This is a genomic window from Aquabacter spiritensis, from assembly GCF_004346185.1.
Classification (GTDB): Bacteria; Pseudomonadota; Alphaproteobacteria; order Rhizobiales; family Xanthobacteraceae; genus Aquabacter; species Aquabacter spiritensis.
Genome location: NZ_SMAI01000002.1, coordinates 229,776 through 253,490, shown reverse-complemented (window position 1 = coordinate 253,490; position 23,715 = coordinate 229,776). Strand labels below are relative to the sequence as shown.

Annotated in this window: 20 protein-coding genes; 5 read left to right on the top strand and 15 right to left on the bottom strand. The window is 68.8% G+C overall.

Going from position 1 to position 23,715, the window contains the following annotated elements; all coding sequences use genetic code 11:
• Positions 1 to 19 precede the first annotated feature (19 nt).
• From EDC64_RS05385 to EDC64_RS05365, 5 genes are all read right to left on the bottom strand, one after another.
• Positions 20 to 862 carry a C40 family peptidase gene (locus EDC64_RS05385; protein ID WP_132030228.1) on the bottom strand — a complete coding sequence of 281 codons (843 nt, stop codon included), beginning with the start codon at positions 860 to 862 and terminating at the stop codon, positions 20 to 22.
• Positions 859 to 2,220: a leucyl aminopeptidase family protein gene (locus EDC64_RS05380; protein WP_132030227.1), complete on the bottom strand. Its 1,362-nt coding sequence runs from the start codon at positions 2,218 to 2,220 to the stop codon at positions 859 to 861. The genes EDC64_RS05385 and EDC64_RS05380 overlap by 4 nt, the downstream gene beginning before the upstream one ends.
• A 94-nt stretch (positions 2,221 to 2,314) precedes the next feature.
• A complete protein-coding gene (locus EDC64_RS05375) occupies positions 2,315 to 2,776 on the bottom strand; it encodes a prepilin peptidase (RefSeq protein ID WP_132030226.1) in 462 nt (153 codons plus the stop codon).
• 13 nt (positions 2,777 to 2,789) lie between these two features.
• The gene (locus EDC64_RS05370) at positions 2,790 to 2,954 is read right to left on the bottom strand and encodes a Flp family type IVb pilin (RefSeq protein ID WP_132030225.1); all 165 of its coding nucleotides are present in this window, start codon (positions 2,952 to 2,954) and stop codon (positions 2,790 to 2,792) included.
• A 145-nt stretch (positions 2,955 to 3,099) separates the two neighbouring features.
• A complete protein-coding gene (locus EDC64_RS05365) occupies positions 3,100 to 4,284 on the bottom strand; it encodes an MFS transporter (protein ID WP_132030224.1) in 1,185 nt (394 codons plus the stop codon).
• 186 nt (positions 4,285 to 4,470) lie between these two features.
• On the opposite strand from EDC64_RS05365, the gene EDC64_RS05360 reads away from it, so the two are divergent.
• Positions 4,471 to 5,670, top strand: a complete 1,200-nt coding sequence (locus EDC64_RS05360) for an alpha/beta hydrolase (protein ID WP_132030223.1) — start codon at positions 4,471 to 4,473, stop codon at positions 5,668 to 5,670.
• A gap of 33 nt (positions 5,671 to 5,703) precedes the next feature.
• Here the strand turns inward: EDC64_RS05360 and EDC64_RS05355 are convergent, their stop codons facing one another.
• Positions 5,704 to 7,134 carry a homospermidine synthase gene (locus EDC64_RS05355; protein WP_132030222.1) on the bottom strand — a complete coding sequence of 477 codons (1,431 nt, stop codon included), beginning with the start codon at positions 7,132 to 7,134 and terminating at the stop codon, positions 5,704 to 5,706.
• A gap of 406 nt (positions 7,135 to 7,540) precedes the next feature.
• Positions 7,541 to 8,758: a polyhydroxyalkanoate depolymerase gene (locus tag EDC64_RS05350; RefSeq protein WP_132030221.1), complete on the bottom strand. Its 1,218-nt coding sequence runs from the start codon at positions 8,756 to 8,758 to the stop codon at positions 7,541 to 7,543.
• 344 nt (positions 8,759 to 9,102) lie between these two features.
• Here EDC64_RS05350 and EDC64_RS05345 point away from each other — a divergent pair, with 344 nt between their 5' ends.
• Positions 9,103 to 9,759: a glutathione S-transferase family protein gene (locus EDC64_RS05345; RefSeq protein ID WP_132030220.1), complete on the top strand. Its 657-nt coding sequence runs from the start codon at positions 9,103 to 9,105 to the stop codon at positions 9,757 to 9,759.
• A 249-nt stretch (positions 9,760 to 10,008) separates the two neighbouring features.
• Here the strand turns inward: EDC64_RS05345 and EDC64_RS05340 are convergent, their stop codons facing one another.
• The 3 genes from EDC64_RS05340 to EDC64_RS05330 form a co-directional block, all read right to left on the bottom strand.
• Positions 10,009 to 11,160 (bottom strand): patatin-like phospholipase family protein, encoded by a 1,152-nt coding sequence (locus tag EDC64_RS05340; RefSeq protein WP_132030219.1) that lies wholly within the window; start codon positions 11,158 to 11,160, stop codon positions 10,009 to 10,011.
• Between the two features lie 94 nt (positions 11,161 to 11,254).
• A complete protein-coding gene (locus EDC64_RS05335) occupies positions 11,255 to 12,001 on the bottom strand; it encodes an acetoacetate decarboxylase (protein WP_132030218.1) in 747 nt (248 codons plus the stop codon).
• 112 nt (positions 12,002 to 12,113) lie between these two features.
• Positions 12,114 to 13,106, bottom strand: a complete 993-nt coding sequence (locus EDC64_RS05330) for a WD40 repeat domain-containing protein (protein ID WP_132030217.1) — start codon at positions 13,104 to 13,106, stop codon at positions 12,114 to 12,116.
• A gap of 190 nt (positions 13,107 to 13,296) precedes the next feature.
• Between EDC64_RS05330 and hrpB the strand changes: the two genes are divergently transcribed.
• The 3 genes from hrpB to pdeM all read left to right on the top strand — a co-directional run bounded on the left by hrpB (position 13,297) and on the right by pdeM (position 17,752).
• Positions 13,297 to 15,771, top strand: a complete 2,475-nt coding sequence (hrpB, locus tag EDC64_RS05325; protein WP_420808946.1) for an ATP-dependent helicase HrpB — start codon at positions 13,297 to 13,299, stop codon at positions 15,769 to 15,771.
• Positions 15,772 to 15,893: 122 nt separating this feature from the next.
• On the top strand, positions 15,894 to 16,985 hold the full coding sequence (locus EDC64_RS05320) for an NADH:flavin oxidoreductase/NADH oxidase (RefSeq protein WP_132030216.1): 1,092 nt from the start codon (positions 15,894 to 15,896) through the stop codon (positions 16,983 to 16,985).
• A gap of 65 nt (positions 16,986 to 17,050) precedes the next feature.
• On the top strand, positions 17,051 to 17,752 hold the full coding sequence (gene pdeM / locus EDC64_RS05315; RefSeq protein ID WP_132030215.1) for a ligase-associated DNA damage response endonuclease PdeM: 702 nt from the start codon (positions 17,051 to 17,053) through the stop codon (positions 17,750 to 17,752).
• Positions 17,753 to 17,795: 43 nt separating this feature from the next.
• Here the strand turns inward: pdeM and EDC64_RS05310 are convergent, their stop codons facing one another.
• From EDC64_RS05310 to glcE, 5 genes are all read right to left on the bottom strand, one after another.
• Positions 17,796 to 18,539 (bottom strand): DUF2076 domain-containing protein, encoded by a 744-nt coding sequence (locus EDC64_RS05310; RefSeq protein WP_132030214.1) that lies wholly within the window; start codon positions 18,537 to 18,539, stop codon positions 17,796 to 17,798.
• Positions 18,540 to 18,694: 155 nt separating this feature from the next.
• A complete protein-coding gene (gene aceB / locus EDC64_RS05305) occupies positions 18,695 to 20,293 on the bottom strand; it encodes a malate synthase A (RefSeq protein ID WP_132030213.1) in 1,599 nt (532 codons plus the stop codon).
• A gap of 72 nt (positions 20,294 to 20,365) precedes the next feature.
• A complete protein-coding gene (gene thiE / locus EDC64_RS05300; protein WP_132030212.1) occupies positions 20,366 to 21,004 on the bottom strand; it encodes a thiamine phosphate synthase in 639 nt (212 codons plus the stop codon).
• Positions 21,005 to 21,114: 110 nt separating this feature from the next.
• Positions 21,115 to 22,431 carry a glycolate oxidase subunit GlcF gene (gene glcF, locus EDC64_RS05295; protein ID WP_132030211.1) on the bottom strand — a complete coding sequence of 439 codons (1,317 nt, stop codon included), beginning with the start codon at positions 22,429 to 22,431 and terminating at the stop codon, positions 21,115 to 21,117.
• A 65-nt stretch (positions 22,432 to 22,496) separates the two neighbouring features.
• Positions 22,497 to 23,711 (bottom strand): glycolate oxidase subunit GlcE, encoded by a 1,215-nt coding sequence (gene glcE / locus EDC64_RS05290; protein ID WP_207915905.1) that lies wholly within the window; start codon positions 23,709 to 23,711, stop codon positions 22,497 to 22,499.
• Positions 23,712 to 23,715: the final 4 nt, after the last annotated feature.

Genomic DNA, 23,715 nt, shown 5'->3' with positions numbered 1-23,715 from the left:
GCACCCGCCGACACCGCGGCTACAAATCCTTTGCCGATCGGAGACGCCGGGCCGACCGGGGGGCCGACATGCGGGCGAAGGCCGGTTCGAGAGGCTCGGCGGCGACCATCATATGGAAGGCGTTGGCGTGGAGCAGCGTGTCGGGGTCCGCGACGATCCCGACATGCCCGGGCCAGAACAGCAGGTCGCCGCGCACGAAGAGCCCGGACGGATCGACCGGCATCCCCAATGCCGCCTCCTGCTGATCGCTGTCCCGCGGCGCGGCAAGGCCGCAAGCGCCGAGCGCGGTCTGCACCAGGCCGGAACAGTCGAGCCCGAAAGCGGAACGCCCGCCCCACAGATAGGGTGTTCCGACAAAGCGCTCGGCCACGGCCACGGGATCCGCCGCGAGATCCGCTTCCGGCGCGAGATGGACGCCTGCAAGGCAACCGTTCGGCGTCACGGCGAAGGTCCCTCGCGTCGCTGTGACGGCAACGCGCGCGCCGAATGGCAGGGTGGCGATCGGCGGAAGCTTGATATCCGGCCCGGGAAACAAAAATGTCCGAAGCGCGCTGATCTGGTGCGTCGGCGCCGGACCGATCGGACCGAGCGCATCTTCGGGAAGATAGCCGACATAGGAATCCCGTTCGAGCTGACCCCAGCACCAACCCTCGCCGTCGGTTTCGTAGACCATGACGGTCTCGCCGCACAGCGCCTCGGTATCGAGGGGTGCGCGCGCAGAGGGCGACCGGCGCACGGGGGCGACCGGCGCCACCACGCGGCGCCGCACCCCCGCGGCATAGGACGGCGCCTCCACCCGGCCACGCAAATGTTCGGCCGCAAGATCCGGGCGTGCCGGCGTGAGACGGGGATCGCCGCTCATGCCCCGTACCGCTCCACCAACAGGGCGTCCAACGCGCGAATGGTCTGGGCCTCGCCGCCTTCCGGGCGTCCCGGCCGGGCAGACGGGTTCCAGGCATAGATGTCGAGGTGCAGCCAGGATCGGGCGGCCGCGACGAAGCGGGCGAGGAACAAGGCCGCTGTTATTGAGCCGGCAAATCCACCGGCGCCCGCATTGTTGATATCGGCACTCTTCGAGTCCAGCATCCCCGCATAAGGCTTCCAGAGCGGCATGCGCCAGAGCGGATCGTTCTGCCCGGCGGCGTGGCGGGCGAGTTCCTCGGCCAGCGCGTCGTCCTCGGTATAAGCCGGCGGCAGCTGCGGGCCGAGCGCCACCCGCGCCGCGCCGGTCAGGGTGGCGAAGTCGATCATCAGATCGGGCGCCTCGTCGTCGGCGAGCGCCAATGCATCGGCGAGCACCAGCCGGCCCTCGGCATCGGTATTGCCGATCTCGACGGTCAGACCCTTGCGGCTCCGCAGGATGTCGCCGGGCCGGAAGGCGTCGCCCGCGATCGCGTTCTCGACGGCGGGGATGAGCACGCGCAAACGGACTTTCAAGCCGCGCGCCATCACCATATGGGCAAGGCCGAGCGCATGGGCGGCACCGCCCATGTCCTTCTTCATCAGCAGCATGCCGGCCGAGGGCTTGATGTCGAGGCCGCCGGTATCGAAGCACACGCCCTTGCCGACCAAAGTGAGCTTGGGATGGGAGGGATCGCCCCACGTCATGTCGATGAGACGCGGTGCGCGCGCCGCCGCGCGGCCGACCGCGTGGATCAGCGGAAAATTCGCCGCGGCCAGCGCCGGCCCGACGATGCTGCGCATCTGCGCGCCATGGCGCGCCGAAAGCCGGCGTGCGGCCTCTTCCAGCTCGGCCGGTCCGAGATCGTTGGCCGGCGTGTTGACGAGGTCGCGTACCAGCGTCACGGCCTCGACCGTGCGGCGCAGACCCTCTGCGTCGTCGGCGGGGTCCAGGCGCAGCCTGGGCAATTCCCCTGCCTTCTTGGCGCGGTACCGGTCGAAGCGATAGGTGCCGAGGCCGAAGGCGAGGGCCGAGAGCGGGTTTTTCTCCCCCGCAAGGTGAAACGTCCCCGGCGGGAGAAGACCCGGCAGCGCCCCGGCAGCGAACGGATCGCCGTTCGCCGGCAGTCCGAACAGGAAGCCTGCGAGCCTTTCGGCTCCCTCCGGCACGGCCAGGAGCTTGCCGGCGTCGGCCTTGAAGCCGGCCGCTTGCGCGAAGGCCCTGACCGCGGCCGGCAGATCCTGCGTTTCGAAGCCGGATGCGGTGACGCACCAGATGGGCAGGCTCGGGTCGGACGGGGGCGCGAAGCAGTCGGCCATAGGGATCTCCTCGATGCGCGGTAGCATGGCGGGGCCGCGCGACAAAGGCCAGAGCAGCCGCGGGACGTCTGTCCCTCCTTGCGTCGGCCGCTGGTTAAAGAAGGCCCGCCATCAGCGACGAATGGGGAAACAGAAGAAGGCCCGCACCGGCCAGCGCGACGCCGTAGGGCAGGCTCGGCGGCAGCGGATAGGCGCGCGCGCGCAGCGTCGCCCAGAGAACGAGCAGCGCCCCGAGCCCGCCGCAGATGGCTGCAAAGAGAGGGAACTGAGCCGGGTCGAGCCACAAGGCCAGAGAGGCGGCGAGCTTCGCGTCTCCGGCGCCGATCACGTCCTGCCAGAACAGCGCGAATCCGGCGGCCAGAACACCCGCGGCGAGGCCGAAGCGCGCCGGCAGTTCCGGCACCACCCCTGCCGCCGCCAGCGCGGCGAAGCCGGCGAGCAGCAGCACGATGACGGCGTTCGGGATGACGCGCCCGAACAGGTCGGCGACGATCGCCAGTGCCAGCGCGGCCGGAAACAGACCGAGCACCACCATGTCGCCGAGCGTCGGGATCATGAAAATCGGCCCGTCAGTTGCCGGCGGCGGCGCCCGCCGCTTTCAGGCGCACCAAGGTGAAGCCGACCTGCGTGATGACGGTGATGATGGCGATCGACAGACCCGCGGCGATCAGGCCGTATTCCAACGCAGTGGAGCCCTTTTCTTCCTTCACGAAGCGGGTCAACAGAAGCTTCATCGCCCATTCCTCGGCCGCGTGGCCCGAAGGCCACCCCGCCCGGCCCTCCACGGCCCGGACCTCGCAAGGCTAGATCCCGGCCGTTGCGCGCTGGTAAAGATCGCGCACCGCGCGCTGGTCGTCGCGCATCAGCGTGCCCGAAACGTTAACGCGCGAGATCTGCATCCGCCGCCCCGCCCCTCGCCATCGCGCCGCGGTCGAGGCGGAAGGAGAGGCCGGCCAGGCCCAGAGCGGCGAGCGCGAGGGCGGCGCCGACCAGCGGGAGATGCTGGTAGGACAGACCCCAGGTGATTGCCAGCGCGCCGACCCAGGCCCCGATGGCATTGCCGAGGTTGAACGCCCCCTGATTGAGCGTCGAGGCGAGCCCCGGCGCCCGGGCGGCGGTATCGACAACCCGCAATTGCAGCAGCGGCACGAGGGCGAAGGCGAGAATGCCCCACACCAGCAGCATGGCCAGAGCCGGAGCCGGAGCCCGGCTGGCCGGTACCAGCACGAGAAGCACCCCCACCAGGACGACGAGGACAGCGAGCAAGGACGGCATGAGGCGCCAGTCCGCGAGGCGCCCGCCGAGCATATTGCCGGCCGTGAGGCCGACCCCGAACACCAGCAGCGCGCCGGTCACGGCGGTCGGTGCGAGCCCGGTCACCTCGCCGAGCAGCGGCGCGATATAGGTGAACACGCTGAACAGGCTGGCCGAGCACAGCACGCTGATCACCATGGCGAGCGCGACCTGCGTCTCGCCGAGCACCCGGAACTCGGCGATCACCCCTCCCGCCGGGCGCGCCAGGCGCGCGGGGAGAAGAACGACCAGCGCTGCCAGTGCAGCAAGGCCGATCACCGCGACGGCCCAGAAGGTCGACCGCCATCCGAGCCATTGGCCAAGAGCGGTTCCGGCCGGCACGCCGAGCACATTGGCGAGCGTCAGGCCGGCGAACATCAGCGCGATCGCCTGCGCGCGCCGCGACCGCGGCACGAGATCGGCCGCCACCACGGAGCCGATGCCGAAAAATGCCGCGTGGCAGAAGGCGGTGACGACGCGCGCCGCCATCAGCAGCCCATAGCCGGGGGCGAGCGCACACAACACGTTGCCGAAGATGAACAGGGCCATCAGGCCCGCCAACGTGGCCTTGCGCGGCAGACGTGCGGTCGCGACCGCCAGCACAGGCGCTCCGACCACGACACCCAGCGCATAGCCCGTAACCAGCAACCCCGCCGCGGGGATCGAGACACCGAGGTCCCGCGCGACCTCGGGAAGAAGGCCCATGATGACGAATTCCGTCGTGCCGATCCCGAATGCGGCGACGGCGAGCGACAAGAGAGACAGCGGCATCGGAGCATCCGGTCGAGGCGAGGCGCGGCAGCCTGCCGTTTGCGCTGCACCGCAGCAAGGGTCTTCCCCGCAGCCCTGCCATGCGGGTTCCCCGCCGCCGCGGCACCGGCGCGACCGGCACGTCGCATTTCCGTTGCCGCCGCTCCCGGCCTAAAGTCCTGAGATTGCACGCCGGAGACCGCGACCGTGGGCCAGTTCTTCAAGGACGAGATGTTCGACGCCCAGTTCTATCGGGCCTTGGGCATGACCTATTACGGTGCTGCCGACATCGGCGAATGCCTCGCTTTGGCCCGCCGGATTCCCGACCGCGACCCCGAACGCTGGTACGTGGAATGGACCGCCTTGGCAGAGCGCATCTACGATGCCGGGCAAGCGAGCCTCGTCGCCGGGCACCGGGTCAGCGCGCGCGACGCCTTCTTCCGCGCCTTCAATTATTTCCGTGCCTCCTACACGTTCCTGTTCCAGGCCCCGCTCGACCCCCGCGCGGTGCGCGCCTATGAGCGGCAGGAGGAGGCCTTCGCACGCGGCATGGCGCTGATGGAGACGCCGGGAGAGGCGATGCAGATCCCCTTTGCAGGCAGCCCGTTGCGGGGTCTGTTCTTCCGCCCCGACATGTCGGGAAAGGCGCGCCGCACCCTCATCATCAATAACGGCTATGACGGCACGGCCGAGGAAGTGTTCTTCTACAGTGGTCCCGCCGCTCTGGCGCGCGGCTACAATGTCCTGGTTTTCGATGGACCGGGCCAGGGCCGCGCCTTGATGAAGCACGCAATTCCGCTGCGGCCGGATTGGGAAAACGTCATCCGGCCGGTGATGGATTGTCTTCTGGCCCGGCCAGACGTCGATGCGCAGCGGGTGGCGCTGCTCGGAGTCAGCCTCGGCGGCTATCTCGCGCCGCGCGCCGCGAGCGGCGAGCCGCGCCTTGCCGCCTTGGTCGCGGATCCCGGGCAAATGTCGGTGCTGGAGGAAGGCCGCGCCCAGATGCCCGGCTGGATCGCCCGCCAAGTGCCGGACGGCAACCGGCTGATCCTCGCCCTTCTCGGGCGCATGCTCGAAAAGCGGGCGAAGGACGTGTCGGGCGGATGGGGCCTTCGACGCGGCATGCTGGTCCATGGCTGCGCCACGCCGCTCGCTTATCTGAAGGATACCGCGACCTATACGGTCGCAGGCCGGGCGCACGAGATCGCCTGCCCGACCATGATCTGCGTGACCGAAGGCGAGGGCATCGGCCGGACCGCCAAGCGCCTCTTCGATGCGCTCACCTGCGAAAAGCGCTTCCATGTCTTCGCTGCGGCCGACGGCGCCGCCGCCCATTGCGAGAGCGGCGCGCGGGCGCTGTTCAACCGCGAAATGTTCGACTGGCTGGATACGGTCCTCGACCGCTGAACGGCGGGGCAGCGTCCCCCCGATCGCGCCGCGCTAGCGCACGATGATGTTCTTGAACTGCCAGGGATCCTCGAGGTCGAGGTCCTCGGGGAACAGGCGCACGCGTTCGGTGAGGGGTGTCCAGTCGGTATAGGTGCCGATCACCGGACCGAGATAGGGCATCTGGATCTCGAGGCAGCGGCGGAAATCCATCTCGTCGGCCTCGACGATGCCGGCGGTGGGATTTTCCAGCGCCCACACCATGCCCGCGAGCACGGCCGAGGTCACCTGCAGGCCGGTCGCATTCTGATAGGGCGCGAGCTTGCGGGTCTCTTCGATGGAAAGCTGCGAGCCGAACCAATAGGCGTTCTTGGCGTGGCCGTAGATCAGCACGCCGAGCTCGTCGATCCCGTCGACGATTTCGTGCTCGTCGAGAATCTTCCAGTCGCTCTGCATGCGCCCGCCGGATCCGAACATTTCGTGCAGCGAGAGAACCGCGTCGTTGCTCGGATGGTAGGCGTAATGGCAGGTGGGCCGGTAAATCACCTGGCCGCCGTCGCGCACCGTGAGATAATCCGCGATCGAGATCGACTCGTTGTGGGTGACGAGGAAACCGAATTGCGGCCCCGGAGTCGGCGTCCAGCTGCGCACCCGCGTGTCGGCACCAGGATGCATCAGATAGATTGCCGCGCCGCAGCCGGAGGCGTGCGTACGCCCGTCCGGCGGCACCTGCTTTTCGTGCGTGCCCCAGCCGAGTTCGGCGGGCTGGAGCCCCTCCGAGACGAAACCTTCCACCGACCAGGTGTTGACGAAGACGTCGTGCGGCTTGGGATCGCGGGCGCGCTGCGTGTCGCGCTCGGCGATGTGGATGCCCTTGACGCCGAGCGCACGTGCGAGCTGCGCCCATTCCTCGCGGTTGCGCGGCTCCGGCCGGTCGAGGCCGGTATCGGCGGCGATGTTGAGCAGCGCCTGCTTGACGAACCAGGAGACCATGCCGGGATTGGCGCCGCAGGTCGACACGGCGGTCGGACCGCCGGGCGCCCGGCGGCGCGCATCCAGCAGGCCCTCGCGCAAGGCATAGTTCGACCGCGCCTCGGGCCCGAGCCGGTCGTCGAAATAGAAGCCCTTCCAGGGCTCGATCACGGTGTCGATATAGAGGCAGCCGAGCTCGCGGCAGAGTTCCATCACCGCCACGGAGGACACGTCGACCGACAGGTTCACGCAGAACCCCTGTCCGCCACCCGCGGTGAGGAGCGGCGTCAACAGATCGCGATAGCCTTCGGCGGTGACCTCGGCCTGGATGAAGCGGATTCCGCGCGAATCGAGCAGGGCGCGGTCGTCGTCGACCGGATCGATGACGACGAAACGGGAGCGATCGAAGCTGAAATGGCGCTCGATGAGCGGCAAAGTCCCCCGGCCGATCGACCCGAAGCCGATCATCACGATGGGGCCGTCGATGGTCGCGTGAACCGGCCATTCGCTCATGATTGCGTCACTCCTCGGCAAAGCCCCCGCTCTCGTAGGGCGGGCGCACCATGAGGACGGCCGGCGGCGGCGTCAACACGCACGGCATCGAAATGGTCGCGTGCGGGGTAGAGAGCGGGTCGACGCAGGGCAATCTCCCGCCGGCCGAGGGAAGCCGACACATAAGCTTCACATTTCGCAGCAGAAGCCTGGGCTTAAATCGCAGACTGCGGGAGATTGGCGCCCGATACCCGCTTCGACATCCTGCCGCGATCGGCCGATGTCATGCCCGATCGCCGGATCTGCTTTTCGATGCTGCCGTCAACGCGCCGGGTTCCACGGCCTCGCTTGGATCAGCGCCGCGTCGTCGATCGCGACCGGCGAACCGGGCGACGGCCGGGTCGGCAGATCGAGCGCCGCGCGCCCGTCAGTCGCTGGCGAGGATGTGGTTCTTGACCAGGGGATAGACCTGCCCGGCCCATTTCTTCCCGCTGAAGACGCCATAATGGCCGACACCCGCCTGCATGTGATGGCGTTTGCGGTGCGGGCGCAGATTGGCGCAGATTTCCTGCGCCGCGACCGTCTGGCCGAGCGAACAGATGTCGTCGCGCTCGCCCTCGACTGTCAGGAGCGCGGTGCGGCGGATCGCACCGAAATCGATCTTGCCGCCGCGATACGTCAATTCGCCCTTCGGCAGCCGGTATTCCTGGAACACGTACTGCACAGTCTCGAGATAGAATTCCGCAGCGAGATCGAGAACGGCGAAATATTCGTCATAAAACGTCTTGGCGGTCTGCGCCTTCTCCGCCTCGCCGTTGGCGAGATTGTCATAGAGTTCGAAATGCGCCTTCATATGGCGCGTCATGTTCATGGACACGAAGGCCGAGAGCTGGACGAAGCCGGGATAGACCCGACGCCCCGAGCCCTCGAAGCCCATCGGCACCCGCGAAATCAGATTGCGCTCGAACCATTCGATGGGTTTCGACTGCGCGAGCTGATTGACCTTGGTGGGATTGATGCGGCAATCGATCGGCCCGGCCATCAAGGTCATGCTGCGCGGTTGGGCGGGATTTGATTCCTGCGCCATCACGGCTGCGGCCACCAAGGCCTGCACACAGGGCTGGCACACCGCGACGAGATGCGCGCCCGGCCCCATCCATTCGAGAAATTTGATGACGTGCTCGACATAATCGTCGAAGGCGAAGGGCCCGTGCTCCAGGCTCACGTCGCGGGCATTGTGCCAATCGGTGATGAAGACGTCGTGGTCCGGCAGCAGGGTGCGCACGGTGCCCGCGAGCAATGTGGCGAAATGGCCGGACATCGGTGCCACCACCAGCACGCGCGGCTGGGGCACGTCGACATCCTTCTTGAACCGCAGAAGGGTGCCGAACGGAAGCCGGTAGACCGGATCCTCGGTGACTTCGAGTTCCCGATTGCCCACCAACGTGCTCGCGATCTCGAATGGCGGGCGGCCATGGCTGAGGCCGGCGCGCTCCACCATTTCGTAGGCTGCGGCAAGATGGCGCAGCCCGCGGTTTTCGAAGGCTGCCATCAGCGGGTGATCGAGCATCCGACGCGCAAGGCGCGCCCCGAACCGGACGGGCTCCATCAGATCGGCTTGGGTCTGGTAGGCGAGGTACATCATAGGGTCCAGCGCCGGATGGTGGGCTTGATCCCGAAGGGCGGGACCGGTTCGGTCAGTGTCGCGTCCGCCCCGAAGCCACTCAGATTGTGCATCCTTCACCCTTCGAAAGGCGCCCGCAAGTGAGAGCGGCAGCCGCCCCGTCGCGTCACCGCGGCGCCTGCCCCGCTGGGTTCGAGGCCCGGCTCCAGGCCGGACGGAAAGTGGCAAGAACTTGATGGCGCGCGGACTCCGCACCTTTCCCCGCGCCCACCGGTCACACCCCTTGCGAGAGATATTGGAACGGGGGGTGGTGCATTGCAACACGCAACAGCTAAGATTGGGCGACGCCGCATCGAAATTCGGTGATGTCCATGACCACGCTGACCATTTCCAGCAAGAACTATTCGTCCTGGTCCCTGCGCGGCTGGTTGCTGTGCCGGATGGTTGGCCTGGCGTTCGAAGAGGAGCGGGTTCCAGTCGACGATCCGGCGGCCCGCGCGGAGCTTCTCCTGCTCTCGCCCTCCTTCCTGGTGCCCCGTCTGGTGCACGAAGGGGTGACTGTTTGGGACACGCTGGCCATCGCCTCCTATCTCAACGAGCTGTTTCCGGATGCCGGCCTCCATCCGGCCGACCGCGCCGCCCGGGCGCATTGCTGGTCGATAGCAGGCGAGATGCATTCCGGCTTCGCCAATATGCGCTCCGCGCTGCCGATGAACATCAAAGGCAAATATCCTGGGTTCAAAGTCTGGGCCGGCGCCCAGGCCGACATCGAACGCATCGTCGCGATCTGGCGCGGTTGCTTCGCCGCCCATGGCGGCCCGTTTTTGATGGGGCGGAACTTCACCCTCGCGGACGCGATGTACGCCCCGGTCTGCTCCCGCTTCACGACCTATTCCGTTCCCCTTGACCCCGCCTGCGATGCTTACCGCGCCATGATCATGGCCCATCCGCTCATGCAGGAATGGATCGCCGGCGCGATGGCGGAGCCCGAAGAGATGGAAGAGCTGGACGTCGAATTCTAACGACCGCCCCGATCGGACCGCGATCCCCTCTGGTCCGGGAAGTGTATTTTTAGAATTGCGTCAGGACGGATCGCCGGCTTTGACGGGAGGCCGGTGGCGGACGTTCGCCGCGTGCCGCAAGAGCACTGCATCCGTCGTCGGCACGTCCCGGCGACGGAGCCCGGTGCAGCCAGCCCGGACCCGAGCAGCACGGGCGCGAACGTTTCTCTCGCACCTCGCACGACCCAGACGGCCCGTGGCGCACGGCCGTCAATCCTCGACGCGGTGAACGTCGTGCACCACAATGGCGGTGTGCTTGGTGGGCTTCGTCAGCCAGTCGCGGCGGCGCAGCGTCTTGAGCGTGTCCTCGTAGCCCGACTGCCAATGGTCGCGCATCGAGGTGCCGGAGAATTCGTAATCCTTGAAATCGCGCTCGTAGGTCTTTTCCTGGTAGATCAGGTGGCAGATATTAACCGGCCCTGAGCGCTCGTATTCTTCAAGGATCTGGCAATCCTCATCCGTCCGAAGCTGCTCGGGAATGCGCTGAAGCGCCTCGGCATGCTTGGAGCGCAGCATCTGCACCCGGCGGAAGAAGTCCGTCATGGACCGCGTGCGGCTGGAATAGCCGATATCCTTCTGCCGCTCGATCACGTCGAACATGTCGCGCGGCAGGTCGCCGCGCGCGGAGAACAGATCGACCTGGAAGACCAGCGCGCTCGGATGCTCCGGCTGGTCGAGCAGCCATTGCAGCGGGGTGTTGGAGACCACGCCGCCGTCCCAATAAAATTCGCCGTCGATGCGCACCGGCGGAAAAGCCGGCGGCAGGGCGCCGCTCGCCATGACGTGTTCAGGGCCGATCCGATGCGTGGTGTTGTCGAAATAAACGAAATTCCCGGTGCGCACGTTCACCGCACCGACCGAGAAGCGCTTCTGCCCGCTATTGATCAGGTCGAAATCGACCAGCCGCAGCAATGTGTCGCGCAGCGGCGCGGTGTCATAGAAGCTGGTCGCCCCGTCCGCACCGCGCGGCATCATCCACGGGGTAGGAAAGCGCGGCTTGAAGAAGCCGGGCTGGCCGAGATTGATCGTGGCGAACGCACTCATCTGGTTTCGCAGGGTGCGGTAAATGTCGCCTTCCGGCGTAAACGCCCAGATCTTACGGCCTGAGACGGTGTCCCAGAACTCGCGCAGGCGGGGAACCCTGTTTTCCGGAAGGTTGCCAGCGATGAGGGCACAATTGATCGCGCCGATGGAGACCCCCGACACCCAATTCGGCTCGGCACCGGCCAGAGACAGGGCCTCATAGACGCCTGCCTGATAGGCGCCCAGCGCTCCACCACCTTGGAACACCAGCGCGACCCGGTCGTAGTCCGATACGACGTCGCGGATGTCGTCGGGAACCTCGCTCAGCAGCGTGCTCATTTGCCCCCCTCAACCGCTCGCGGCGAACCTCGCGCCGCAGAAACATGACGCCGGGCCGCGCGGGGTGCAATCCGCCGTGCGGCCCGGCAGGTGATCATTTGGCCTCGGCGAGATAGTCGTACATGACCTCGCCCATGCCGAGCGTCAGGTCCGCCCGCAAATGCAGGGCCGAGACGACTTCGAGAACCGGAAGCCGCGCGACGTCGCAGATCACGTGCGGGTAGAGACCGAGGGCGCCGGGGCCGACCCAGCATTCCTTCAGATCGATGTCCTCGAGATAATACCGCACCAGCTCGCAGATGCGCGGCGTGGCGTCGACATGCGGGATGATCTTGATCATGAAATTGGGCGCCTTCAGCGCGGTCATGACCGCATCCTTGTCGGCGGCGACATGCTTGTAGCCCATCGTGGCTTCGGCGCAGAGCGTCTTGCCGTAATGCAGGCGCCCGACGAGGACGTCCTTCTCCACTTCCATCTTCGGATGGGCATACTTCTTGGGGAAGCCCCACAGCTCGCGCCCGCCGGCGATCGGCGCCTCGTCGTCGAGGTACATGGAGTGGACATAGCCACCCTCCACGCCCTGGTATTTCACCGGGATGACCTGTCCGGTCTCGGTGTAATCGCCGAAGCCTGTGGAATCCGGCATGCGGATGAACTCGTACTTCACCAGCGGCTCGAACACTTCGAGCGGTTCGGGGACGACCCGGCGCAGCGCCTCGATGTCGGTCCGGTAGGTGATGATCATGAATTCGCGATCGAAGAAGCGGTAGGGTCCGCGCGGATAGGCGGGATTGGTCAGCGGCATCGAATAAGCCGTACGCCGCACGTCTTCGATCTTCATGGGAGGCTCCCCCTCTTCCGGTCGACGATCCATCTCGCGCTTGCGAGATGATTACGTTAGCCCATAGCCCTGCGTGGTGACAGCCCTGCGACGTGCCGCCGCGCGCGCCGGGTCAGAACTCCAGCAGGCCCGCGCCCCCCTTGACCGTGCCGAACGCCACCGCGCCGCCGTCGGCTCGCCACGCCGCGCAAGACACCGCCGCGCCGTCGGGTGCCCGCAGCAGGATTTCGGCGCCGTCGGAGATCCGCGCCATCAGAACCATGCCGTCCTCATAGCCGACAGCGACAACGGGATCCTTCGGATGGCAGGCGACCTGCGTCACGCGGCCGGTCGAGGACGGGGCGAGCATGCCGGGCTGTTTGCCCATGGGTCCCTCCTTGGTGGCGAACGGCCAAAGGATCACTTCGCCGGAGCCCGAGGAGGCGAGCCACTTCCCATCGCTGGTGAAAGTGAAGGATTTGACCCGCGCCGGATAGCCCGTCATGCGCATGTGCTTGGCATCCACGAGGCGCCAGCCGTGCAGCGCGGGCTCCTGCATCGTGGTGATCACGAACCGGCTGTCGGGGCTGAACACGATGCCGAGATGCGAGCCCTTCCAGACGAGCGTTTCCGGCTTTACCCCCTGGGCATTCGGGAACCACAGGGTCGCGCCGCCATAATGCGCGATGCCGAGCCGCATGCCCTTCGGGGCGAAGGCGAGCCCGCCGACCGTCGACGGCAGATCCAGGCTCTTCGGCTCTCCCTTAGCCGGCACCATATAAGCTGTCTTGCCGACCGAATAGGCGAAGCTGTCGTCCGGACCAAGCGCGACATGGTCGACCCAGCGGCCCTTCTGAGAGGCGCGGATCGTTACCGTTCCATCGGCGTCGAGCTGGCGCACGGTTCCATCATCGCCGCAGGTCAGCAGCCGCCGGCCGTCGCCCGCGGTCTCCAGGACCACGCCGTCATGCAACGCGAAACGGCCGCCTCCGTTGCCGGCAATGGTCGCCGTGCCGGCTTCCTCGATAAAGGCGCACGCGGCCCCGATGAAGCGGACCGCCGCGAGCCCGTCGTCGAAGGAGAAGGTTTGAACCCGATCGGTGAGAGAGGACGGAGCGGAAGACATGGGATACCCGTGAACGCATGCATCGAGGGTTGAGCGCCCCGGGAGGCGGCCGGGCGCTGCCCCCGTAGATACGGCAAGCGGCCGGCTTTGTCGCCCGGCCCCCGTTGCCCGACGCCTGGAGGGCGGACCGCGCGATGTGCTACCGCCGGGGTCTGGACGAGATGGGGCCATGTCGGCCCGGGACCCTTAAATGATGCACGACGCGCCGCTGCCGATCGACGACGCCCTGCCGGCCCTACGCGCGGCCCTCGCGGCGCAGCCCTGCGCCGTGCTCGTGGCGCCGCCCGGCGCCGGTAAGACGACACGCGTCCCGCTCGCGCTGATGGACGAGGCCTGGGTCGGCGGCGGCAAGATCCTTGTGCTGGAGCCCCGCCGCCTCGCCGCCCGCGCCGCCGCGGCCCGCATGTCGCAAAGTCTCGGCGAAGCCGTCGGCGGGCGCGTCGGCTATCGGGTGCGGCTGAAGTCCGAGGTCTCGCGGCACACCCGCATCGAGGTCATCACCGAGGGCGTGTTCACCCGCATGATCCTCGACGATCCGGAACTGTCCGGCGTCGCCGCGGTGCTGTTCGACGAATTCCACGAACGTTCGCTCGATGCCGATCTCGGGCTCGCCCTGGCGCTCGATGCGCAGCGCGGACTGCGCGAGGACCTGCGGCTGCTCGCCATGTCGGCGACGCTCGACGGCGCGCGCGTCGCCGCCCTTCTCGGCACGGCGGGCGCGGCGGCGCCGGTCATCGAAAGCGCCGGCCGGGCGTTTCCAGTCGACACGCGCTATCTCGGCCGCGATCCGCGCACCGGCATCGATCGGCAGACGGCCGACGCCGTGCTGCGCGCGCTGTCGGCGGAGACCGGATCGGTTCTCGTCTTTCTGCCGGGCGCAGGGGAAATCCGGCGGGTCGAGAGCCTGCTGCGCGAGCGGGTCGGCGACCCCGCCATCGACATCGTGCCATTGTTCGGGGCGCTCGACGCCGCGGCGCAGGACCAGGCGGTCGCCCCCGCGCCGCCCGGTCGCAGGAAAGTGGTGCTCGCCACCTCGATCGCCGAGACCAGCCTCACCATCGCGGGCGTGCGGGTCGTGGTGGACAGCGGCCTTGCGCGCGTCCCGCGCTTCGAGCCGGACGTGGGGCTGACGCGGCTCGAAACGGTGCGGGTGTCGCGCGCCGCCGCCGACCAGCGGCGGGGACGCGCCGGCCGAACCGAGCCGGGCATCTGCTATCGGCTCTGGACCGAGGGCGAGACGGCGAGCCTCGCACCATTCGCTCCCCCGGAAATCCTCGCGGCCGACCTGTCCGGCCTGGTGCTGGACCTCGCCGCATGGGGTGTGCGCGACCCGCGCAGCCTCGCCTTCCTCGACCCGCCGCCTCTGCCTGCACTCGGCGAGGCGCGTGCGCTCCTCACGCTGCTCGGCGCGCTCGATGCAGGGGGCGCGGTGACGCCACTCGGACGCCGGATGGCGCTGTTGCCGCTGCCGCCGCGCCTCGCCCACATGGTGGTGATGGGGGCGGATGCGGGGGCCGGCCTGCAGGCGGCCGAGATCGCCGCCGTTCTGGTCGAGCGTGGGCTGGGCGGCGATAGCGTGGACCTCGCCCACCGGCTGGAGGATTTCCGCCGCGACCGCTCCCGCCGCGCCGACGAAGCCCGCCGGCTCGCCGCGCGGTGGTCGGAAGCGGCCGGAGGCGCGGCGCGCAGGACCGCTCCGCCTTCGCCCGCCGCTTTGCTGGTCCGCGCCTTTCCCGATCGCGTGGCGCGGGCGCGCGGCGACGGGACGCGATTCGTTCTCGCCAACGGGCGCGGTGCGGTGATGGATGCCGCGCTGCCGCTTGCCCGCGCCCCATATCTGGCGGTCGCGGAACTGTCCGGCCGGGCGGACGCCGCGCGCATCCTGCTCGCCGCCGCACTGCCCGAGGAGGATTTGGAGCGTCTGTTCGACTCGCAGATCCACACCACGACCGAGATCGCGTTCGACCGCGAGGCGGCGGCGGTACGGGCGCGCGAGACGCGGCGGCTCGGCGCCCTCGTCCTCGCCGAGCGCCCCCGGCCGGTGGCGGCCGACGCGACCTGCGCGCAGGTTTTGGCACGCGGCATCGCGGACCTCGGCCTCCATCGGCTGCCGTTCACGGCCGCCCTCTGGCAATGGCGCGACCGCGTCGGCTTCCTGCGCCGCGCCGAGGGCGAACCCTGGCCCGATCTGTCGGACGCGGCCTTGACCGCAAGCCTGGAAGACTGGCTCGCGCCTTTCCTGCTGGGCAAGTCCGCCCTCGCCGAAATCGGCGCCGACGATCTCTCAAACGCGCTGCGCGCGCTGTTGCCCCACGGCCTGTCGGCCCGCCTCGAGGCGGAGGCCCCGACCCATTACGAGGCGCCCACGGGATCGCGCCTGCCGATTCACTATGGCGAAGACGGACCGGTCCTGCCCGTACGGGTGCAGGAAATGTTCGGCCTGAAGACCCATCCGACCATCGCCGGGGGGCGCGTGCCGCTCACTTTGGCGCTGCTCTCGCCCGCCCACCGCCCGATCCAGGTGACGCGGGACCTGCCGCAATTCTGGCGCGGCTCGTGGCGCGACGTGCGCGCGGACATGCGCGGCCGCTACCCCAAGCATCCTTGGCCCGAGGATCCGGAAGCCGCACCGGCGACCAACCGGGCGAAGCCGCGCACCCGCTGAGGGGATGCGGTCGGACCGCGGATCCACACCCCTGCCGCCCGCCCGAAGCGGCGCTCCGGCCTTGCCCTTTAAGAAGGGCGCCTTATTGTCCCGCTCCAGCCCCCCCCTCGGGAAAACGCCTCATGTCCGCTTTGTTCACGCCCTGGTCCCTGCGGTCGCTCACCCTCGCGAACCGCATCGTCATCGCGCCAATGTGCCAATATTCCGCCAAGGACGGCACCGCGAGCGACTGGCACCTCATCCATCTCGGCACGCTCTCGCAGTCCGGCGCCGGCCTGCTGATCCTGGAAGCCACCTCGGTAGAGCCGGAGGGGCGCATCTCCCCCGAGGATCTCGGCCTGTGGTCGGACGAGAACGAGGCCGCCCTCGCCGAGGTGATCGCCCGGGTCCGCGCCTGGTCGCCGATGCCGATCGGCGTCCAGATCGGCCATGCCGGCCGCAAAGCGTCGACCTATGCGCCCTGGAAGGGCGGCGGGCAGGTGGCCGAGGCGGACGGCGGCTGGGTTCCGGTCGCGCCGTCGGCCCTGCCGTTCCGCAATGCCGACGTCGCCCCGATCGCGCTCGATGCAGACGGCCTCGCGCGCGTTAAAGCGGGCTTCGTCGCGACGACCGAGCGCGCCATGCGCATCGGCTTCGACATGGTGGAGATCCATTCCGCCCATGGTTACCTTTTGCATCAGTTCCTGTCCCCGCTCTCCAATGCCCGAACCGACGCCTATGGCGGGTCGCTGGAAAACCGGATGCGCTTTCCGCTCGAAGTATTCGATGCGGTGCGCGCCGCGGTGCCGGACGACAAGCCGGTCTTCGTCCGTGTCTCGGCGACCGACTGGGTCGAGGGCGGCTGGGATGTCGAGGAGTGCATCGTCTATGCCAAGGCGCTCCAGGCGCGCGGGCTCGATGTGATTCACGTCTCATCCGGCGGCCTCTCGCCGGCGCAGCAGATCGCCGTCTCGGCCGGCTATCAGGTGCCGTTCGCGGACCGCATCCGGCAGGAGACCGGGCTGCCGACTTTGGCGGTCGGCCTCATCACCGATCCGGCCCATGCCGAGGAGATTCTCACCTCCGGCAAGGCGGACGCGATCGCTCTCGCCCGCGGCATTCTCTACGATCCGCGCTGGCCTTGGCATGCGGCGGCCGCACTCGGCGCCTCGGTCCATGCCGCTGACCAATATCTGCGCTGCCAGCCGTCGGGACTGCGCCAATTGTTCAAATGAGCGCGGCAGAGCGGGACGCCGCCGGGCCCGCTTGCCGATCGGCGCGCATCCGGCAATATCCCGGCATGCGCGCCGCCGCCGATTCGACCCCGCCCCCCGCCATCCCGCTGAACGGCGCCGAGATCCTTCTCGATCCGTTGGGCGCCCTGGTGTGGCCGGCGGAGCATTTGGTCGCGATGTCGGACCTGCATCTCGAAAAGGGATCGTCCTTCGCGCGCCGGGGGCAGATGCTGCCGCCCTACGACACCGAGGACACGTTGGCGCGCGCCGAGCAGGTGATCGCCCGGTGGCGTCCGCGCATCGTGATCGCACTGGGCGACAGTCTGCATGACCGGACCGGGGCCGAGCGCCTCCAGCCATCGGCCTTCGCCCGGCTCCGTACAATTCAGGCGAGTCGGACCTTCATCTGGATCGCCGGCAATCACGATCCCGATCCCGCGCCCCTGCTCGGGGGAGAATGGGCGCGGGAGGTCACCATTGGTGCCCTCACCTTCCGCCACGAGCCCAGCCGCACAGCCCAGGCCGGCGAAGTCGCCGGACATCTGCATCCATCCGCGCGACTGGTGGTGCGCGGCCGCTCGATCCGCCGGAAATGCTTCGCGACCGATGAGCGGCGGATGGTTCTGCCGGCGCTCGGCGCCTATGCCGGAGGCCTGAACGTGCGCCACCCGGCGCTGTCCGGTCTGTTCGCGGGTGCGTTTCAGGCGCACATGCTCGGCGCGGCGCGAACCTATCGGATGGAGGCCCGCGCCTGCCTGTCGGATTGAGACCTACCGGGCGCGCGCACCGAATTCGGCACGCGCGACGGGTTCAGGCCCAGCTGGAATCGTCGCCGCCGCTGTCCCAGCCGGAATCGCCGTCGTCGAAGCTGGCATCCTGCGGCGCGGCGCCCCATTGGTCGGCACCGCCGCCGAGCGCGTCCTGCGCCTGGGAGCCGAGATCGCCGGTATCGGCGACCGGTGTCTCGACCGCCGGCAGTTCGGCAGCGGCCGCCTGCGCGACCGGGCCTTCCCCGCCGGACATCAGGTTGCGGATCCCGTCCGCGAGCAGCATGCCGCCCGCGACGCCGGCCGCAGTCGCCATCGCGCCTTGCAGGAAGCCGCCGCCGCCGAAGCCGCCACTCCGCTGCTGGCCGCCCCACGGGCTCGCGCCGGGCGCGCCCTGCGGATAATTCGGCTGCTGGCCATAGCCCTGCTGCCCGTAACCTTGCTGCCCGGATTGCGCCGGCAGCGCCATCCCGGTGCCGCGGCTGCCGGAGGTGGGAACCGAGGTCCCGCGCCCGCCGCCGAACAGGCCGCCCAGAAAGCCGCCGCTCTGCGGCTGCGGCGCGGCCTGCTGGCGCGCCTGGTCTTCCAGTTCCTCGATGCGGGCAGCGGCCTGCTTCAAGGCATGCTCCTGCACCAGGACCGTCTGCGACAGCGCATAGGGTGCGAACGGCATCTCCGCCACCCGGCGCGCGATCAGCGCCTCGGCGTCGGCGTCGCGGGGCTGGCTGGCTGCGCCGCGCATGCGGTCGAACAGGCCGTCGATGAGGGCACGCTCTTCGGGGGTCATTTCCGTCTCCGGTCTCGTGACGCGGAGGCATATGAGCATGACCGTGCGGCGCAAAAAGGGGCGGGCAGATGAAATTTTATTAAAGTTTACGTTACGGCATTACGCCACTCCCCCGACCCTCTTCAAAGGGGCCGGGGAAATGGCTGGCCGTGCCCTCAGGCCACGAGTTCGTACGCCGGAAGGGTCAGGAACTCCGCGAAATCCTTGGCCAAAGTCATGTCGGAGAACAGCCTGATGGCTTCCGGAAAGCGCCCGGCACCGAACACCGTCGGCCCCAGCGTGTCCCGCAGCTTCGCCATCTCGTCGTCGAGCAGGTCGCTGAACAACGCCGCCGTCATGGTGCGGCCATCCTCCAGTTCGGCGCCGAGATGGATCCACTGCCAGAGCTGGGCCCGGCTGATCTCGGCGGTGGCGGCATCCTCCATCAGGTTATAGAGCGGCACGGCGCCGCGGCCGCGCAGCCATGCCTCGATATATTGCACCCCGACGCGGATATTCTCCCGCACCCCGGCCTCGGTACGCGCGCCCTGATGCACGACCAGAAGGTCGTCGCGCGTCACCTTCACGTCGTCGCGCATGCGGTCGCGCTGGTTGGGGCTGGGCATGAGGCGGTCGAACACCTCCCTGGCGACCGGGACAAGGTCGGGATGCGCCACCCAGGTCCCGTCGCAGCCGTCGCCGGCCTCGCGCTCCTTGTCGGCACGCACCTTGGCGAAGGCGGCATCGTTGGCCGCCTTGTCGCCCTTCACCGGGATCTGCGCCGCCATGCCGCCCATGGCGAACGCCCCGCGCCGGTGGCAGGTCTTCACCAGGAGCGCGCCATAGGCCTTCAGGAAGGCCTCGCTCATGACCATGCGGGCGCGGTCCGGCGTGAGGAAGCGGGCGTTCTTGCCGAGCCGCTTGATGAAGGAGAAAATATAGTCCCAACGACCGATATTGAGCCCGGCCACATGGTCGCGCAATTCGTAGAGGATCTCGTCCATCTCGAAGACGGCCGGCAGCGTCTCGATCAGGACCGTCGCCTTGATGCTGCTCGCCGGCAGGCCGAGCCGGGTCTCCGCCAGCACGAACACCTCGTTCCAGAGGCGCGCTTCCTGGTGGCTTTCGGTCTTGGGGAGGTAGAAATAGGGGCCGGACCCCTTCTCCAAGGCCAGATTGGCGTTGTGATAGGCATAGAGGCCGAAATCGAACAGCGCCCCCGCGACCGGCGCGCCGTCCACTTCGACATGCGCCTCAGGCAGATGCCAGCCGCGCGGCCGGATGATCAGCACCGCGGGCGTGTCGCCGAGCTTGTAATCCTTGCCGTTGGACGGGTCGTGGAAGTCGATGCTGCCGGCCCAGCGGTCCTTCAGATTGAGCTGGCCCTCGATCATGTTCGCCCAGAGCGGAGACGAGGCGTCCTCGAAATCCGCCATGAAGACCTTGGCGCCGGAATTCAGCGCATTGACGATCATCTTCCGGTCCACCGGCCCGGTGATCTCGACCCGCCGGTCGAGCAGATCCTGCGGCAGCGGCGCGATGGTCCAGTCCGCTTCGCGCACCGCCAGCGTCTCGGGCAGAAAATCGGGCAGTTCGCCGGCATCGAAGCGCGCCTGCCGGGCGGCGCGCGCCTCGAGCAGCCGCTTGCGCGTCGCATCGAACGCGCGATGCAGCTCGGCGACGAAGGCGAGGGCGTCGAGGGTGAGGATTTCGTCGTAGCGCGGGCCGAGCGGCCCCTTGATGACGACCCCTTCCGGGGTGGCGAGCGTCGACATGATGCCGGTCTCCTTGGCTGAACTGACGATGAGGCGAAGCGAAGGCCGAGGCCGCCTGCGGCGGCGCTTCGGCTAAATCCGGGCGGCGGCGATCTCCTCCCGCAGGCGCCGCGCCGCCGTTCGGGCATCGGGCGCGGCGCAGATCGCGGAAACCACCGCGATGCCGTCGGCGCCGGACCGGATCACGGCCGCGGCGAGGGAGAGATCGATGCCGCCGATGCCGACCACCGGAACCGGGAGGTGCGGCCGCAGAGCGGCGAAGCCCGCCACGCCGATGGCCGCTCCGGCGTCGGTCTTGGTGCCGGTCGCCCGCACCGGGCCGGTTCCGACATAATCCACCGCGGCGAGGTCGGAGGCGGCGAGTTCGTCGAGCGTTCCGACGGACAGGCCGACGATGCGCTCCGGCCCCAGCATCGCCCGCGCATCGGCGGGCGCGAGGTCGTCCTGCCCGAGATGCACGCCGTCGGCATCGGCGGCGAGCGCGACGTCGATCCGGTCATTGACGATCAGGGGAATGCCGCGCGGCCGCAGCAGCGCGACGAGGCCGCGCGCCTGTTCGGCGAGGTCACGCCCCTTGGCGTGCGGATCGCGGAGCTGGACCAGGGTGACACCCCCAGCGACGGCTTCCTCGACCGTCCGCAACAAACCCCGTGCCGCCGTCTGCAGCGGGTCGGTGACGAGATAGAGGGTGAGGTCGAACGGACGAGGCATGGGCGGTTCCGTGACCGATTGCGGCGGGCGCCCCGTGTTAGCCCAAGGCATGCCGTAGGGTTTATATCAGCTTCGGGCAACAAAGCTTCGTCCGCAGCGAAAGAGCCGCCTCACGCCGCCTGCTGCCGCGCGGCAACCGGGCCGGGAATCGGCCCGCCCGTCGCCCAGTCCAGCAATTCCACCGTGTGCACGACCGGCAGATCTGTGCCGCTGCCGATCTGGGTGATGCAGCCGATGTTTCCGGTGGCGATGATCTGCGGCGCCAGGGCCTCCAGATGGCCGACCTTTCGGTCGCGCAGGCGCCGGGCGATCTCGCTCTGAAGCATATTGTAGGTGCCGGCCGAGCCGCAGCATAGATGGCTTTCGAACGGCTCGACCACCTCGAAGCCGGCCGCCTTCAGGAGCGCGACCGGCGGCGCCTTGATCTTCTGGCCGTGCTGGAGCGAGCAGGCGGCGTGATAGGCGACCTTGCGCCCCATCGGCACCTCCACAGGCGGCAAGCCGAGCGTCGCCAGGAATTCGGTGACGTCCTTGGCGATCGCGGAGACCCGCGCCGCCTTCTCGGCATAGGCCGGATCGAGGCGAAAGCCGTGGCCGTAATCCTTGATGGAGGTCCCGCAGCCCGAGACGGTGACCAAAATGGCGTCGAGCCCCTCGCCGTCCATCTCGCGGATCCAGGCATCGATATTGGCCTTGGCCAAGGCGCTCGCCTGCGCCTCCCGGCCCATATGGTGGACGAGAGAGCCGCAGCAGCCCTCGCCCGCCACCCGCACCACCTCGACGTCGAGCCGATGCAGCAGGCGCATCGCGGCTTCGTCGATCTCCGGCCGCAGCGCCGGCTGGGCGCAGCCGCCCAGCAGCGCGACCCGCGCCCGGCGCGGCCCGGCGGCGGGGCGCACCCCCGGCGCCTCGCTCGCGCTCCGCCCGTGCGGCATGCGCGCAAGCCGCAGCATCGCCGCGAGCGGACGCAACGGCTTGGCGAGCGCGAAGAGCGGCGCGAGCGGCTTCGCCAGCACAGCGCCGAACAAGGCCAGCCGGAACCGCTCGCGATAGGGCAGGATCGCGGCCAGGAGCGCGCGATTCAGGCGCTCCATCGGGGGCCGGCGATAGGTTTCCTCGACATGCACACGCGCCTGGTCGACGAGGTGCATGTAATGGACCCCGGAAGGGCAGGTGGTCATGCAGGAGAGGCAGGAGAGGCAGCGGTCGATGTGCTTCGCCACGTCCTCCGTCGCCGGCCGGTCATTCTCCAGCATGTCCTTGATGAGGTAGATGCGCCCGCGCGGGCTGTCGAGCTCGTCGCCGAGCAGGACATAGGTCGGGCAGGTGGCGGTGCAGAAGCCGCAATGCACGCAGGCGCGGAGGATCTTGTCCGCCTCCTGGATGCGCGGATCGGCGAGCTGCGCGAGGGAGAATTCGGTTTTCATGTCACGCCTTCGCCTCGACCGCCGGACCCGCCGCGATCCGCCCTGAACGCGGGCGCCTGCGTCTGTCACATGCCCGCATGCATCCGCCCCGGATTGAGGATCGCAAGTGGGTCGAAGCCCGCTTTGACGCGGCGGGTGAGCGCGTCGAGGGCCCCTTCCAGAGGCTGGAATACGGCGCCGGCGCGTTCCGCCGGCGTGCCGCGGATCAAAGTCGCGTGCCCGCCATGCGGCCGCAGCATCTCGCGCACCGCATCCGGCTCGGCCGCCTCGGCCGGCATCAGCGCCCAGACGAGCCCGCCGGCCCAGTCGCAATAGGCTTCCGCGTCCAGCGCCCGCATCATGGCCTCCGCCAAGACCGGCCCCGCCATGGGTGACGTGGAGAGGCGCCAGACGGCCCGCATCCCGGTGCCGGCGAACGGCAGCGCGTTCCGCACCATGTCCCAGAGCGCGGCGGAGGCGTCCGCTTCGAGCACTTCCACGGCGCCGAACGAGCTCATCGCCGTGATCAGCATGGCGCGCCGCGCCCGCACCGAGGGCTCGAACCCTTCCAGCCGGAACGCCACCACCGAGACCTCGGCGGGGATCTCCGGGCATCGGCGCACGATCGATGCCGGCAGCGCGGCGGCGCCGGACACCTCGCACGAGGAGCCCATCGCCGCGCTCATCGCCCGCGCCGCGGCATCGGGGCCGAGCCCGAACACCAGCAGGGTCTCCTGCATAGCGGGCCGCGGCAGGACCTTCAGCGTGATCTCGCTGAGCACCGCCAGCGTGCCGAACGACCCGGCGAGCAGACGCGGCAGGTCGTAGCCGGTGACATTCTTTACCACCCGTCCGCCCGACTTGAAGAGCTCCCCCCGGCCGGAGACCGCGCGCGCGCCGAGCGCATGGTCGCGCACCGCGCCATGGCTGAGACGGCGGGGGCCGGAAAGATTGCAGGCGAACATTCCGCCGACGCTTCCCGCACCGCTCGGGCCGCCATACAGGGGCCCGAGATCGACCGGCTCGAAGGCGAGCATCTGCTGGTGCCGCGCCAGAAGATCCTCGATGTCGGCGAGCGGCGTCCCCGCTTTGGCGGAGAGGACGAGCTCCTCCGGCTCATAAAGCGTCAGGCCGGACAGGCCCGAGACGTCGAGGGTGCGCGCGGTCTGCCCGGCCCGGCCCAAAGCCCGCTTCGATCCGCCCGCGACGATCTCGAGAGTCGCAGCCTCGGCGGCGGCGGCGGACACGGCCTCGGCCAGTTCGGTCTCGTCGGTGATGCGCGCAAGCTCGGGCATGGACATTCCG